General features: G+C 72.2%; 9 protein-coding genes. 3 read left to right on the top strand and 6 right to left on the bottom strand.

Annotated features, from left to right (window positions below; all coding sequences use genetic code 11):
* Window positions 1-177: 177 nt before the first annotated feature.
* From Q0741_RS11255 to fhuE, 5 genes are all read right to left on the bottom strand, one after another.
* On the bottom strand, window positions 178-3,267 hold the full coding sequence (locus Q0741_RS11255) for a PAS domain S-box protein (RefSeq protein WP_298233294.1): 3,090 nt from the start codon (window positions 3,265-3,267) through the stop codon (window positions 178-180).
* Between the two features lie 98 nt (window positions 3,268-3,365).
* Window positions 3,366-4,601 (bottom strand): PQQ-dependent sugar dehydrogenase, encoded by a 1,236-nt coding sequence (locus tag Q0741_RS11250; protein WP_298233293.1) that lies wholly within the window; start codon window positions 4,599-4,601, stop codon window positions 3,366-3,368.
* A gap of 107 nt (window positions 4,602-4,708) precedes the next feature.
* Window positions 4,709-4,894 (bottom strand): hypothetical protein, encoded by a 186-nt coding sequence (locus Q0741_RS11245; protein WP_298233292.1) that lies wholly within the window; start codon window positions 4,892-4,894, stop codon window positions 4,709-4,711.
* Window positions 4,891-6,039, bottom strand: coding sequence for a PepSY domain-containing protein (locus Q0741_RS11240; protein ID WP_298233291.1), 1,149 nt, complete (start codon window positions 6,037-6,039; stop codon window positions 4,891-4,893). The genes Q0741_RS11245 and Q0741_RS11240 overlap by 4 nt, the downstream gene beginning before the upstream one ends.
* 8 nt (window positions 6,040-6,047) lie before the next feature.
* A complete protein-coding gene (fhuE, locus tag Q0741_RS11235) occupies window positions 6,048-8,243 on the bottom strand; it encodes a ferric-rhodotorulic acid/ferric-coprogen receptor FhuE (RefSeq protein ID WP_298233290.1) in 2,196 nt (731 codons plus the stop codon).
* Between the two features lie 375 nt (window positions 8,244-8,618).
* On the opposite strand from fhuE, the gene Q0741_RS11230 reads away from it, so the two are divergent.
* Together Q0741_RS11230 and Q0741_RS11225 are read left to right on the top strand one after the other, a co-directional pair.
* Window positions 8,619-9,290: a winged helix-turn-helix domain-containing protein gene (locus tag Q0741_RS11230; RefSeq protein ID WP_298233289.1), complete on the top strand. Its 672-nt coding sequence runs from the start codon at window positions 8,619-8,621 to the stop codon at window positions 9,288-9,290.
* 7 nt (window positions 9,291-9,297) lie between these two features.
* A complete protein-coding gene (locus Q0741_RS11225; RefSeq protein WP_298233288.1) occupies window positions 9,298-10,746 on the top strand; it encodes an ATP-binding protein in 1,449 nt (482 codons plus the stop codon).
* 20 nt (window positions 10,747-10,766) lie between these two features.
* Here the strand turns inward: Q0741_RS11225 and Q0741_RS11220 are convergent, their stop codons facing one another.
* A complete protein-coding gene (locus tag Q0741_RS11220; RefSeq protein WP_298233287.1) occupies window positions 10,767-12,005 on the bottom strand; it encodes a PEP-CTERM sorting domain-containing protein in 1,239 nt (412 codons plus the stop codon).
* Window positions 12,006-12,107: 102 nt separating this feature from the next.
* Here Q0741_RS11220 and Q0741_RS11215 point away from each other — a divergent pair, with 102 nt between their 5' ends.
* Window positions 12,108-12,803, top strand: coding sequence for a molecular chaperone TorD family protein (locus Q0741_RS11215; protein ID WP_298233286.1), 696 nt, complete (start codon window positions 12,108-12,110; stop codon window positions 12,801-12,803).
* The last annotated feature ends 143 nt before the right edge of the window (window positions 12,804-12,946 follow it).

Raw genomic sequence — 12,946 nt, 5'->3', positions numbered from 1 at the left:
CCGCGGGCATCCCACGGCCCGGAACCGGGGCGCGGCCCAGCTTAGCGGGCCAGGTTGACAGGGCTCGCAAGCGGACCCGGGGCGTGCCCGGGGCGTTCGCCTCGAAGCGGCGGAGCCCGAGACTTATGCACGGGTTTGAGGCGGCCTGGGCGGCCGAGCCTTCGTCCCGGCCCGGGCTCAGGCGTCGTCCTCCGGCAGCGCCAGCACCAGCGTCACGCTGAAGCGGCTGCCCTGGCCGGGCGTGCTCCGCAGCTCCAGCGTGCCGCCCATGAGCGACACCAGCCGCCGCACGATGGACAGCCCCAGCCCCGTGCCGCCGAAGCGCCGCGTGGTGGAACTGTCGGCCTGGGTGAAGGCCTCGAAGATGCGCGCCTGCGCCTCGGCCGGAATGCCGATGCCGGTGTCCTCGATCTCGAAGAGCAGCCTCGCGTGCCCGGGCGGAGGCTCCGGCGGCGGAGCCAGCGGCTGCACCCGCAGCGTCACGCTGCCGGCCTGGGTGAACTTCACGGCGTTGCCCAGCAGGTTGTGCAGCACCTGCCGCAGCCGTACCGGGTCGCCGCACACGCGCGGCGGCAGCGCTGGCGCGGCCTGCAGCCGCAGCGCCAGCTTCTTCTGGTCGGCCTGCACGCGCGCCTGCGCCGCGAGCTGCTCCAGCAGCGTGCCCAGCGCGAAGGGCACGCGCTCCAGCCGCATCTCGCCGGCCTCGATCTTGGAGAGGTCCAGCACGTCGTTGACCAGCGCCAGCAACTGCTCGCCCGCGCCGGCGATGTGGCCCACGAACTCGCGCTGGCGCCCCTCCAGCGGCATCTGCTGCAGCAGGTGGCTCAGCCCGATGACGGCGTTGAGCGGGGTGCGGATCTCGTGGCTCATGTTGGCCAGGAAGGCGCTCTTGGCGCGGTTGGCGGCCTCGGCCTGCTCGGTGCGCTGCTGCAGCTCGGTTTCCAGCCGCTTGCGCTCGGACAGGTCCACCGCCACGTAGATCAGGCCCACGGTGCGCGTGCGCTCGTCGCGCAGCGTGCGCACGTCCAGCAGCACCGGCACGCGCGTGCCGTCGGCGCGCCGCAGCCGCCACTCGCCGCCCTCGGCGCCGCGCGTGCGCGTCATGAACAGCTCGCCCGGGGCCACCGCGCGGCCCAGGGCTTCCTGCAGCCGGCGCTGGCGCTGGCGCAGCTCCTCGGCGTCGAAGAGCAGCGCGACGGCGCGCTGGCCCAGGGCCTCGGCGCGGGCATGGCCGGTCAGCTGCTCGGCGGCCTCGTTGAACAGCGTGATGCGGTCCGACGCGTCGGTGACGACGATCGCGCTGCCCGCGCCGGCGAGGATGGCGCGCTCGCGCGCGGCCAGCGCCTCCACCTCCTCGGTGCGCCGGCGCAGCGCTTCCTCCATCGCCTTGCGCTCGCTCAGGTCCACGATCACGGCCAGGAAGCCCACGGCGCGGCCGCTGCCGTTGCGCAGCAGGCTCACGTTGAGCAGCCCCGGAAAGCGCGAGCCGTCGCCGCGCACGTAGGTCCACTCGCCGCGCACGTCGGCCTCGGCCTCGCCGTCGCCGCCGGCGGTCCCGGGTGCCGGGTGCCGCTGCAGCGCGGCCTGGAACCACAGCGGCAACTGCCCGGCGTGCTCGTGCACCACCTGCGGAAAGCGCCAGGCGTTCGCGCGCAGTTCCGCGGCGTCGTGCAGATCCAGGACCGAACGCCCCAGCGCCACCGCCGCCGGCAGGTGCAGCATCAGCTCTGCGGCCGGGTTGAAGAGCGTGATGCGGCCACCGAGGTCGGTACAGATGATGGCGCTGCCGGCGCTGGCCAGGATGGCGCGCAGCTCGTCGGTGCGCTGTTGCACCTGCTGCTCCAGTGTGACGTTGAGCTCCGCGATGCGCGCCTGCGCCTCGCGCTGCGCGCGCAGGTCGCGCAGCGTGGTGGCCGCGCCCGTGACGCGCCCGTGCGCGTCGCGGGTGGGCGACACCGACAGCGATACCTCCAGCAGCCGGCCCTCGCGGTCCGTGCGCACCGTGTCGAAGGGCGGCACGTCCTCGCCGCGCTGCACGCGCTCCATCACCTGCTGCGCCTGGCCGCGCAGCCATGGCGGCACGGTGAGCTCCGTCAGCGTGCGCCCCAGCACTTCCTGCGCGCTCCAGCCCAGCAGCCGCTGCGCGGCCGCGTTCCAGCTGGTGACGTGGTCCGAGGGCAGGTGGGCAATGATGGCGTCGTGCGAGCTTTCCACCACCGCGGCCAGGCGCTCGCGCCCGGCCTGGATCACGCGCTCGCGCTCCCGCGCGCGCTGCCGCCCGGCCAGCAGCAGCGCCAGCAGGCCCGATACGGCCCCGGTGACGACGCTCACCTCCAGTGGTTCGCGCAGCCGCAGCCGGGCGATGAAGGGTGGCAGCGGCTGCACCTGCAGCTGCCATTGGCGCCCGTACAGCGACAGGGTCAGCGTGTGCAGCCATGCGCCCGGGGCGGGCTCGACCCAGGTGTCGGAGGCATGGAAGCGGCGCGGGGCCTGCGGCGTCGTCACGTCCGCCAGCGCCAGCGCGATGCCGCCGGCTTCGGCATGGAAGTCGCGCAGCACCTCGTTGGCCTCCAGCCAGGCCGTGACCCAGCCGAAGCCCTGGTCCTCGCGCTGCGCCGGCTCGGGCGGCGCGAGGCTGCGGTAGAGGGGCAGCATCAGCACGAAGCCTCGCGGTGCTGGCCGTGGCCCCCGGGCCGGCCACAGCACCAGCGGCGGTGTCAGCCGCGCTTCGCCCTCACGCAGCGCCGCCAGCGCGGTATCGCGCCGCTGTGGTTCGGAAGCCAGGTCCAGTCCCACGGCCGGATTGCTGGAGCGCTTCGGCTCGGTGTACTGCAGCACGAAGCGCTCGCCCTCATGGGGTTCCAGCTGGTAGATCCGGAAGTCCGGCCGCCCTTCGCGACGCATGGCCTCCACGAAAGCCGCCTCGCCGGCCGGCGGTACCCGCCGCACGAAGCCGAAGCGCAGCACGCCGGGAAAGCGGCGCTCGATGTCCAGCGATGCGCCGTAGCGGCGGAACTGCTCGTGCGTGAGCATCTCCGCGCTGTCGCCGGCGGTCAGCACGGCGCCGCGCGTGCCCATCAGTCCGTATTCGTAGGCCTGCAGCCGGCGGCGCAAGGCCTCGGCGGCCCGCTCTGCCGCGGCCTGCAGACGCTCCCGCACGAAGTTGTCGTTGGCGCGCTGCTGCCACAGCCCGGCGAGCGCCGCCGCCACCAGTCCGGCTGCGAACAGCGTCAGCGGCGCGCGCGGCAGCGTGCGGTGCTTGTCCATGCCAGTGCCTGCGGTGCGGGGGCCATCGTTTAGCAAGCCGCGCACCCAGGCCGTCCGTGCGCTGCGTCCCGCCTGCGCTTGCGCCGCGGGGCCGAGGCTCAGCCGCCGTAGCGCACCCGGTAGATGGCGCCGTTGCCATCGTCGGACACCAGCATCGAGCCGTCGGGCAGCCAGGCGATGCCCACCGGGCGGCCCCACTGCACGGTGCCCTCGGCGTTGAGGAAGCCGGTGAGGAAGTCCTCGAAACCCTTCGGCTGCCCGCCTGGGCCGAAGCGCAGCCGCACCACCTTGTAGCCCACGGGATCGCGCCGGTTCCACGAGCCGCGCAGCGCGATGAAGGCGTCGCCGCGCATCTCGGCCGGGAACTGCGTGCCCGTGTAGAAGCGCATGGCCAGCGGCGCGGAATGCGCCGCCAGCGTCAGCACCGGCGGCACGGTCCAGGCGCAGAACTGCTCGCGCGTGATGTGGGGTGAGCCCAGCGGCTTGGCATCGCCCGGGCGCAGCGCGATATCGGCCGGGCGCGCCTCGGCCAGCGGGTCCACCTGCCGGTCGCCCCAGCAGATCGGCCAGCCGTAATGCTTGCCGGCCGTGATGCGGTTGAGCTCCTCGGGCGGCGTGCGGTCGCCGCGGAAGTCGCTGCCGTGGTCCATGCCCCACAGCGCGCCCGTGCGCGGATGCCAGTCGTAGCCGATGGTGTTGCGCAAGCCCTTGGCGATGACCTCGATGCGCTGGCCCTCGGCCGTGTAGCGGATGAGCGTGGCGCGCTCGACCTGGTTGCCTTCGGCGCAGTTGTTGCAGCTGCTGCCCACCGACACCACCAGCGTGCCGTCGGGCGCCACGCGCACCATGCGGTTGGGATGCTGGCCGGCATCGGGCAGGCCCTTGATGAGCACCCGCGGCGCGGCGCTGCCGCCCAGCGGCGTGCGCCAGATGGTGGTGGAGCCCGCCAGCAGCAGCTGCCCGTCCTGCAGCGCGATGCCGTTGACCTCCTCCAGCCCCGAGGCGAAGGTGCGGCGCTCATCGGCGCGGCCGTCGCCGTCGTTGTCGCGCAGGGCCAGCACGTCGCCGCGGTTGCGCCGCGTGACGTACACCGTGCCGTCGGGGCCGACTTCCATCATGCGCGGCTGCCCCAGACCGGAGGCGAAGAGGTTGACACGGAAACCCGGCGGCACCGACAGCCGGTTGACGATGGCGGCCGAGAACTCGCCTTGCGCGGGCGCAAGGCGGTGCACCGTGGCGCTGCCGCGCTCCAGCGGCTGCTGGGCCAGGACGGCGCCGCTGCACGCGGCCAGCGCCGCGGCCAGCGGCCAGGAAACCAGGGAAGGGGAAGGCATGCACGTCTCCTCGTGGTGAGCCGCCGCCCGGTGCGGCGCCGCTGCCCGGCGGCAACCGCCGTTCCCCTACGCCGGCGGGGATGCCGCGGAACGTGTCGCGGCGTCCTTCACCGTCTCAGCCATCCGAACCAGAGCCCCGCAGCCGCGGGTGCCGCCAGGCAAGCGCCCGCCAGCGCATCGCCGAAGCCGCCGTCGCTGAACAGGCCGGACGCCAGCCCGATGCCGGTCAGCAGCGCCAGGACGACGGGCCAGCGCCAGGTCGCCCAGGCCCACGGTGAGCGCGGCCGGCTCATGGCGACACCCCCGCCGGCTGCGCGGCCGCGGCGTCCGTTGCGGCATTCGCGGCGCTTCCCTTGCGCAGCCACAGGTACAGCCCGCTGCCCAGCACGACGATGGACAGGATGTCCAGCAGCGCCCACAGGATTTGCATCGCCCGTCCACCGTAGTCGCCGAAGTGCAGCGGCTGGGACACCAGCAGCGCGGTCAGGTACCAGGGCAGGCGCGGCGCCGCGGTGACCTCGGCGCTGCGGGCATCGACCAGCACCGGCTGCAGCAGGCGCGCAGTCAACGGCTCGTTGCCGCGCAGGAAGAACGTGGTGTGGTGGGGGCTGGAGAAGGCCGTGCCGGGAAACGCGATGAAGGACAGCTCCATGCCGGGGGCGTGTTGCGAGGCCGACTCCAGCGAGCGCTGCACCGACGCGCGCTCGGCCGGCGGCACCACCGGCTGGCCCCGGTAGGGCGCCAGCACCGCGCTGAGCTGGTCGTGCTGCCAGTACTTGATCAGCAGGTCGGCCCAGGTGTTGATCATGCCGGTGGCGCCGACGACGAACAGCCACATCAGCGTCACGATGCCCAGCACGTTGTGAAGGTCCAGCCACTTCAGCCACGGCCGCCGTCCCCGGCGCACGGCGCCGAACTCCAGCTTGCGCATGAAGGGGCCGTAGAGCACCGCGCCGCTGACGATGGCCGCCAGCAGCAGCAGGCCCATCAGCCCCAGGAACAGCTTGCCCGGCAGTCCGGCGAAGAGGTCCACGTGCAGCTTGAGCATCACCCACATGAAGCCTTCGTCGAAGCGTGGTTGCGCCAGCACCTCGCCGGTGCGCGCATCGACCACCACCGAGCGGAAGTCGTCGGTGGGATCGGGCGTGGGCGTCATCGTGACGAACCACAGGTCGTTGCTGTCCTCGGGCTGGGAGACGAACTGCACCACGCGGTCCGGATGCTGCGCGCGCGCGACCGCGAGCACCCGGTCCAGGCTCGCCCTGGGCGTGTCGGCGGGCATGGGCGGGGCTTCCACCTCCGTGCCGAGCAGGTGCCCGATCTCGTGATGGAAGATCAGCGGCAGCCCGGTCACGCACAGCAGCAGCATGAACGCGGTGCAGACGAGGCTGCTCCACTTGTGCACCCAGGTCCAGCGCTTGAGGGTGACGCTTCGCATGATGGCGCTCAGAACTTGTAGCGCAGGCTCAGCGACACGTTGCGCGGCTCGCCGTAGCTGATCTGGTCGAACGCGTCGAACAGCCCGTAGTGCTTCTTGTCGAGCAGGTTGCTGACGTTGAGTTGCGCCGTCCATTGCGCGTTGATGTCGTAGCGCGCCATCAGGTTGACCAGCGCATAGGCATCCTGCTCGATGCGGGCGGGGGCACCCAGCGGGTTGGTCGCGCCGGTCCAGGTGCGGGACTGCCAGTTGACGCCGCCGCCGAGCGTCAGCGCGCTCCACGCGCCGGGCAGCCGGTAGGCGGTGAACAGGCGCAGCAGCTTGCGCGGGTAGATCGTGTTGACGTCCGCGCCGGCTGCGTCCTTGACGCGGAACTGCGTGTAGCCGGCGCTCACGCTCCAGCCCGGCTGCAGCTCGCCGGTCACCTCGATCTCGAAGCCCTTGCTGGTGGCGCCCTGCGACTCCACGTAGGCCTTCTCGCCCGGCGAGCCGCCGGGAACGTCCAGCGCGGTCGCCTGGCCGAGCTTGTCCTGCTCGATGCGGAACACCGCCAGCGCGGCGTTCAGGCGGCCGTCGAGGAGCTCGCCCTTGATCCCGGCCTCGGTGTTCTTGCCGACGACGGGGTCCAGGTAGCGCCCGTTGATGTCGCGCAGCCGCTGCGGCTGGAAGATGCCAGTGTGGCTGGCATAGAAGGAGTAGGTGTCGTTCAGGTCGTAGATCGCGCCGACGTACGGCGTGAGCTCGCGCGCGAACTTCATCCGGTAGAGCGTGCTGCCGTCGGCGTCCACGCCGGTCTTCTCGTAATTCGTTACGCGCGCACCGAGGATGACGCGCAGCGGATCGGCCACGTTCAGGCGCACGACGCCGTAGGCCGCGTGCTGCTCGGTGCGGTCCTTCTGGTAGAAGGCCCACGGGCTCCAGTCGGGCTCGGGATAGGAGCCGTCCCAGGCGTTGAAGTCGCCGGCCACGCCGAACGGCGCGGTGCGGCTGTCGGCGTTGAAGCGGTTCTTGGAATAGGCGTAGCCGAAGCCCGCCTCGTGCACGCGCCCGGCCAGCCGCCACGGCCCGCTCACGTTCAGGCCCACGTCGTCCTGCCGGGTGCGGTTGCGATACCAACCTGGCCAGGTGTTCAGGCCGAGGCCCGTCACGCGGTCGGGGGCCCCATACATGTACAGCAGCGGCGTGTCGCCCTGGCGGTCGCCGCGGTTGAGGCTGGCACGCGCCTTCCAGCCGTTGCCGAAGCGGTGCTCCAGGTCGGCGAACAGGGTTTCGTGCTCGGAATCCCAGCGCGCCCAGCGGGCTGCGGTGGTCTTGGAGCGAGGCCAGTCGGCGAGCGAGCCGTCGGCATGCCAGTACGGCAGGCCGCCCCACATCGGGCTGTCCGTGTCGCTGTCCTGCCGGCTCAGGCCCACCGACAACCGGGTCCGAGGCGTCAGATCGGCGCTGAGCGTCGCGTACAGCGTCTTGCTCTCGTCGCGCTTGAGGTCGATCCAGCTGTCCGAGCGCTGGTACTCGCCGACCACGCGCGCGCGTACCGAGCCGCTGTCGTTGAGGGGAGCCGACAGGTCCACCATGCCGCGGCGCTGGTCCCAGCGTCCCACGCCCAGCTCGGCGGAGCCGCTGAAGGTGCGGCTGTCGGCGCGCTTGCGCACCAGGTTGATCGCGGCAGACGGGTCGCCGGTGCCGCTGGTCAGGCCCGTGGCCCCGCGCACGATCTCCACGCGGTCGTAAGGCGCCAGGCTGCCAAAGGCCTCGCCCGCGCTCCAGGTCGTGTCCCAGGTCGTGGGCACGCCGTCGATCATCAGGTTGCGGACCTGGAACCCGCGCGAGCTGAAGTCCACGCGGTTGGTCTCGAAGCGGCGCGCCGACACGCCGGTGGCGTTGTCCACCACGTCCAGCACCGTGCGCAGCGCCTGGTCCTCGATGCGCTGCTGCGTCACCACGGACGCCGACTGGGGCGTGTCGCGCAGCGGCAGGCCCAGCGGCGTGGCCGTGCCCGCCTGCCGAGTGGTGTAGGAGCGCGTTCCTTCCGTGGTGGCCCGGGGCGCCTGCTCCTTCGCGACCACGGCCGGCAGGCTGGCTTCAGGAGCCTCGTCGGCCTGGGCCCAGGCGGCCCCCTGAAGCGCCAGCAATACCCCGACGCCGATGGGTTTGAGCCGATGGGGACGGCGCTGGAAACGCCCGCCGGACACACGGTCATGCATTGCTCTGGACTCCTGTCAGACCCGATCCGGTCTCCGGGACGTGAAGGCTCGCGTCCGGGCCGGAATCGTTGGTGTTCTTTGATTGAAAAGCGAATGATAACGATTCTTATTAACAATTTTGAAGAGTGCTGCCGGACGCGCTGGCTTTGCGGACCGCCGTTGCCGCGCCGGAGCTGCTGCCACCGGAACCGCGGGTACTGGCGGCCGCGCCTGCGCTGGCGGCCGCGGCGCAGGTGCTGGAGTGCGGCCGTGCCGCCCTGTTCAGACCGTCTTAAGCCGTCCCCGCTCCAATTCGCCGCGACGGAAGTGATCGCAGGTCAATGCGCCCGCACCGAACCGAGCGCAGCATGAAGATGCAGAAGAGGGAGAAGTGCCATGCGCATCCTGTTGGCCGAAGACGACCCGCTGCTGGGTGACGGACTGCAGGCGGGGCTGTCGCAACTGGGTTTCCAGGTGGACTGGGTACGCGACGGCGTGGCTGCGGAGTACGAGCTGCTGGCCGAGGTGCACGCCGCGGCGGTGCTGGACCTGGGCCTGCCGCGCCGCGACGGGATGGACGTCTTGTCCACCGTGCGCCAGGCCGGCATCCGCGTGCCGGTGCTGGTGCTCACCGCGCGCGACGGCGTGCCCGAGCGCGTGCGCGGGCTGGACATCGGCGCCGATGACTACGTGGTCAAGCCGGTGGACCTGCACGAGCTCGCGGCACGGCTGCGCGCGCTGGTGCGCCGCGCGCACGGCCAGCCGCAGGAGCGGCTGCGCGCACAGGGTGTGGAGCTGGACGCCGCCACGCGCGCCGTCACGCTCGATGGCGCGCCGGTGCAGCTCTCCACGCGCGAGTTCGACCTGCTGCACGCGCTCATGCTCGGCGCCGGGCGGGTGTTGTCGCGCGATCAACTGGAACAGCAGCTCTACCGCTGGGGCCAGGAGGTGGAGAGCAACGCGGTGGAGGTGCACGTGCATCACCTGCGCCGCAAGCTCGGCGCGGGCCTGATCCAGACCGTGCGCGGCGTGGGTTACCGGCTCGCGCTCCAGCCCGCGGTGGCCTGAGATGGCGGTGGAGGCGCCCCTGCCCGGGGCGGCCGAGCGGCCCGCGGGACCGGGGCCGCTGCGCTCGTTGCAGGCCCGGCTGCTGGCGCTGCTGCTGGGCCTGGTGGGGGCGGTCTGGTTGATGACCGCGGCGCTGACCTGGGGCGACGTGCACGACGCGCTCGACGAACTGCTGGACGCGCACCTGGCGCAGGCCGCGGGCATGCTCGTAGCGCAGGTGCACGACGCCGACGCGGACGACATGGTGAACGTGCCCACGCTGCACCGCTACGCGCCGCGCGTGGCCTTCCAGGTCTGGTATGGCGACTTGCTCTGGGTGCGCTCGGCGCAGGCGCCGCGGGAGCCCATGGGCGAGCCCAGCCTGGTGCCGGGATTCAGCCATCGCGAGTTCAGCGGCCAGCGCTGGCGCGTGTTCACCACGCCGGGCCTGGCGCAGGGGGTGCGCGTCCACGTGGCCGAGCAGGAGGTGACGCGCCACCAGATCCTGTGGGTGCTGCTGCGCAGCATGCTGTGGCCGGTGGTGCTGGCCCTGCCACTGCTGGTAGGCGGCGCCTGGTGGGCCGTGCGCCGGGGCCTGCTGCCGCTGCGCGACATGGGCGCGGCCATCGCCGCGCGCGACCCGCGTGCGCTGCAGCCGCTGCGGCTGCCCGGCTCGACGCCGCCCACCGAAATGGTGCCGATGCTGGACGCGCTGAACCGGCTGTTCGCGCGCATCGCGCCGCTCATGGATGCCGAGCGCCGCTTCACCGCCGATGCCGCGCACGAGCTGCGCACGCCCATCGCCGCGATCCGCGCGCAGGCGCAGGTGGCCCTGGCGGCCGGCGAGGAGGCGCCGCGCCGCCACGCGCTGGAGTCGGTGCTGCTGGGTTGCGAGCGCGCCACGCGGCTGGTGGAGCAGCTGCTCACGCTCTCGCGGCTGGAGGCCGCCGCCGCGCCGGCGCTGCAGCCGCTGGCGCTGGACGAGCTGGCGCGCCAGGTGCTGGCCGACGCGGCCCCCGCGGCGCTGGACCGCGGGCAGGAGCTGTCGCTGGAGGCGCAGCCCGGCCGCCGCGTGCGCGCCGAGCCGACGCTGGCCGCGGTGCTGCTGCGCAACCTGGTGGACAACGCCATCCGCTACAGCCCGCCCGGCGCGCGGGTGCGGGTGCGGCTGGCGCATGCGGGCACGGAAGCGGACGAGGCGATGGGTCCGGAAGCCGGCACGCTGGCACCCAGCCCCGTGGACGCTCCTGCGGCGGGCGTGCGGCTGTGGGTGGAGGACAGCGGCCCGGGCCTGGACGAGGCGCAGCGCGCGCGGCTGGGCGAGCGCTTCTTCCGCGTGCTGGGCAGCGGCGCCAGCGGCAGCGGCCTGGGCTGGTCCATCGTGCGCCGCATCGCGGCGGCGCACGGGGCGCGGGTGGACGTGGAGCGCTCGCGGGAGCTGGGCGGGCTGGCGGTGCGGGTGGACTGGCCGGGGTGAAGGACCGGCCCGTCCGGGACTCAGCCCGTGCGCCGCCGCACCCCGGCACCCACGCCCAGCAGCCCGGCCACCATCAGCGCCAGGGCGCCGGGTTCGGGCACCGGCGTGGCGATGAACGCCCCCAGGTTGCCGAAGCCGATGACCTGTCCCCGGTCGTTGAGCGCATGGCTGGAGCTCAGCGTCCACACGGCGGCGTCGGCCGGCCGCAGCAGGCGGTCGAGATCGAAAAACTGGCCGTCGCGGTAAATCGCGGCCCGCAGCGTGGGCGGATCGCCGAAGTCGATGACATGGCCGCCCACCGCCCAGCCTTTTTCATTCAGGTCCGTGAAAAAGGAGGTATTGGTCGGGCCGATTTGCGTGTAGCCGCCCGCGCCGTGGATGACGGGAAAATCCTCGTCCTCCACATGCCCGTCCACCGTGCCGCTGACGTTGGCGAGAATCTGACCGGCATTGTTGATGCGCGTGGAAAACACGCGCGTGAAATCCCTGAATACCGGCGGCTCGTCGGGCGGCAGCGGCAGCACCGTGAGACGGCCATTGCTGAAGGTGAAAGGTTGAATATCGCTGCGGTCCGGAAAAGAGATGTCGCCCACGATCTCGTCCCGGTCGTTGAATCCCACCAAATTGAGACGTTCCACGCTGGGCAGCTCGATGAAGCGGCTGACCTGGCCGTCGTAAATGAAGGGCAGGGCACTGCCGCCGCCCGCCGTGATCCCCAACACGTGGCCGGCGTTGTTGATGTCCACGGCCACGACAGGGCCCGTGGCGCCCGTGGGCAGCGGAATGGCCGAGGCACGGCCGCGGCTGACCACGAAAGCCTGCAGCGGATGCAGGAAGGCATCGTGCGTGTTGACGAGCAACTGCCCGCGGCGGTTGACATCGATGCCCGCGCTCGCGAACCCACCGAGCGAGCCCGGAGTTTCGTAACGCCCACGGTGGTAGAGAAAAGCCTCTTCGCGGCCGGTCACCGGGTTGACCAGCGTGCCTGAAACACTGCCGGCATTATTGATTTCGGTGACGCTGAAACGTAGAGCGCCGGGCGGTCCGGCAAAGGCTTCGACGCGGTACTGAGGAGGCGCCGCCTGCGCCGTCACGGCCAGCGCCGCCTGGGTAAGCAATGTTGCGATGCAATATCCCGGCAGCCTCATGCTCAACTCCTTTTGCTTCGGCAAGACAGCGTAGGCGGCGGGTATGCGGCATTCAATGCCCGTTTGGTTTCTTACGGTCGGGAAATGCGGGGTGATCAGAGGTAAGACCAATTCCCGCCCAATTCCGGGTAATGGGATTGTGAGCCGGGCTTATCCCGGGGCATGACGGGCACACCGGCTGCTGTATTGCGATGCAGTCATCCGAGTGCCTTGATGCCGTTGCACCCGCTGGAAATTCCCCTGCCGCCGCATGAACAGTCGCGCGCGGACCTGTACGCGCTGCTGGCGCGGCTGCTGCTGGCGCCGCCGGACGATGCGCTGCTGTTGGCCGTGGCGCAGGCGCCGCCGCTGGGCGGCGCGGCCCCGGTCGAGGCCGCTGCCGGGGCCGATCCCGATCCCTATGCCGAGGACGGCACGCCGCTGGGCCGCGCCTGGGACGCGCTGCGCTCGGCCGCGCGCGGCGACGGCGAGGCGATCCGCGAGCGCTTCGACGCGCTGTTCGTGAGCGCCGGGCAGCCGCTGCTCAATCCCTATGCCAGCCTGTACCTGGCGGGCTTCCTGATGGACACGCCGCTGGCGCTGCTGCGCCAAACGTTGGCGCGGCTGGGCCTGCGCCGGCGTGCCGGCGTGGGCGAGCCCGAGGACCACCTGGGCGCGCTGTGCGAGGTGATGCGGCTGCTGATCACCGGCGCGCCGGGGCTGCCGCGGCGCACGCCGGCGCAGCAGGCGCTCTTCTTCGAGGCGCACCTGGCCTCCTGGGCCGGGCGCTGCCTGGACGACATCGAGGCCGCCGACGCCGGCGGCTTCTACGCCGCGCTGGCGGGCTTCATGCGCGCCTTCCTGGAGCTGGAGACGCGCGCCTTCGAGCTGGAGGACACGGCCCGGCCCGCCGAAACGGCCGCGGCCTGAAGGACCGGCCGGCCGCCGTTGACCGATCAACATTTTTTGCCTGGGAGCCACTGATGAACCTGCGCCTGCCCCGCCGCAACCTGCTGGCTGCCGCGGCCTGCACGCCGCTGGCGGCCACCGCCGCGCGCTTGCCCGCCGCGCCC

It is taken from the genome of uncultured Azohydromonas sp. (genome assembly GCF_937926365.1).
Lineage (GTDB): Bacteria > Pseudomonadota > Gammaproteobacteria > Burkholderiales > Burkholderiaceae_C > Azohydromonas.
The sequence above is the reverse complement of the archived record's forward strand: the minus strand, read 5'-3'. Positions and strand labels throughout refer to the sequence as shown.

Bases quoted from the DNA above. Each gene is read 5' to 3' on its own strand.
- Q0741_RS11255 (WP_298233294.1), bottom strand. From the start codon at position 3,267: ATGGACAAGCACCGCACGCTGCCGCGCGCGCCGCTGACGCTGTTCGCA.
- Q0741_RS11250 (WP_298233293.1), bottom strand. From the start codon at position 4,601: ATGCCTTCCCCTTCCCTGGTTTCCTGGCCGCTGGCCGCGGCGCTGGCC.
- Q0741_RS11245 (WP_298233292.1), bottom strand. From the start codon at position 4,894: ATGAGCCGGCCGCGCTCACCGTGGGCCTGGGCGACCTGGCGCTGGCCC.
- Q0741_RS11240 (WP_298233291.1), bottom strand. From the start codon at position 6,039: ATGCGAAGCGTCACCCTCAAGCGCTGGACCTGGGTGCACAAGTGGAGC.
- fhuE (WP_298233290.1), bottom strand. From the start codon at position 8,243: ATGCATGACCGTGTGTCCGGCGGGCGTTTCCAGCGCCGTCCCCATCGG.
- Q0741_RS11230 (WP_298233289.1), top strand. From the start codon at position 8,619: ATGCGCATCCTGTTGGCCGAAGACGACCCGCTGCTGGGTGACGGACTG.
- Q0741_RS11215 (WP_298233286.1), top strand. From the start codon at position 12,108: ATGCCGTTGCACCCGCTGGAAATTCCCCTGCCGCCGCATGAACAGTCG.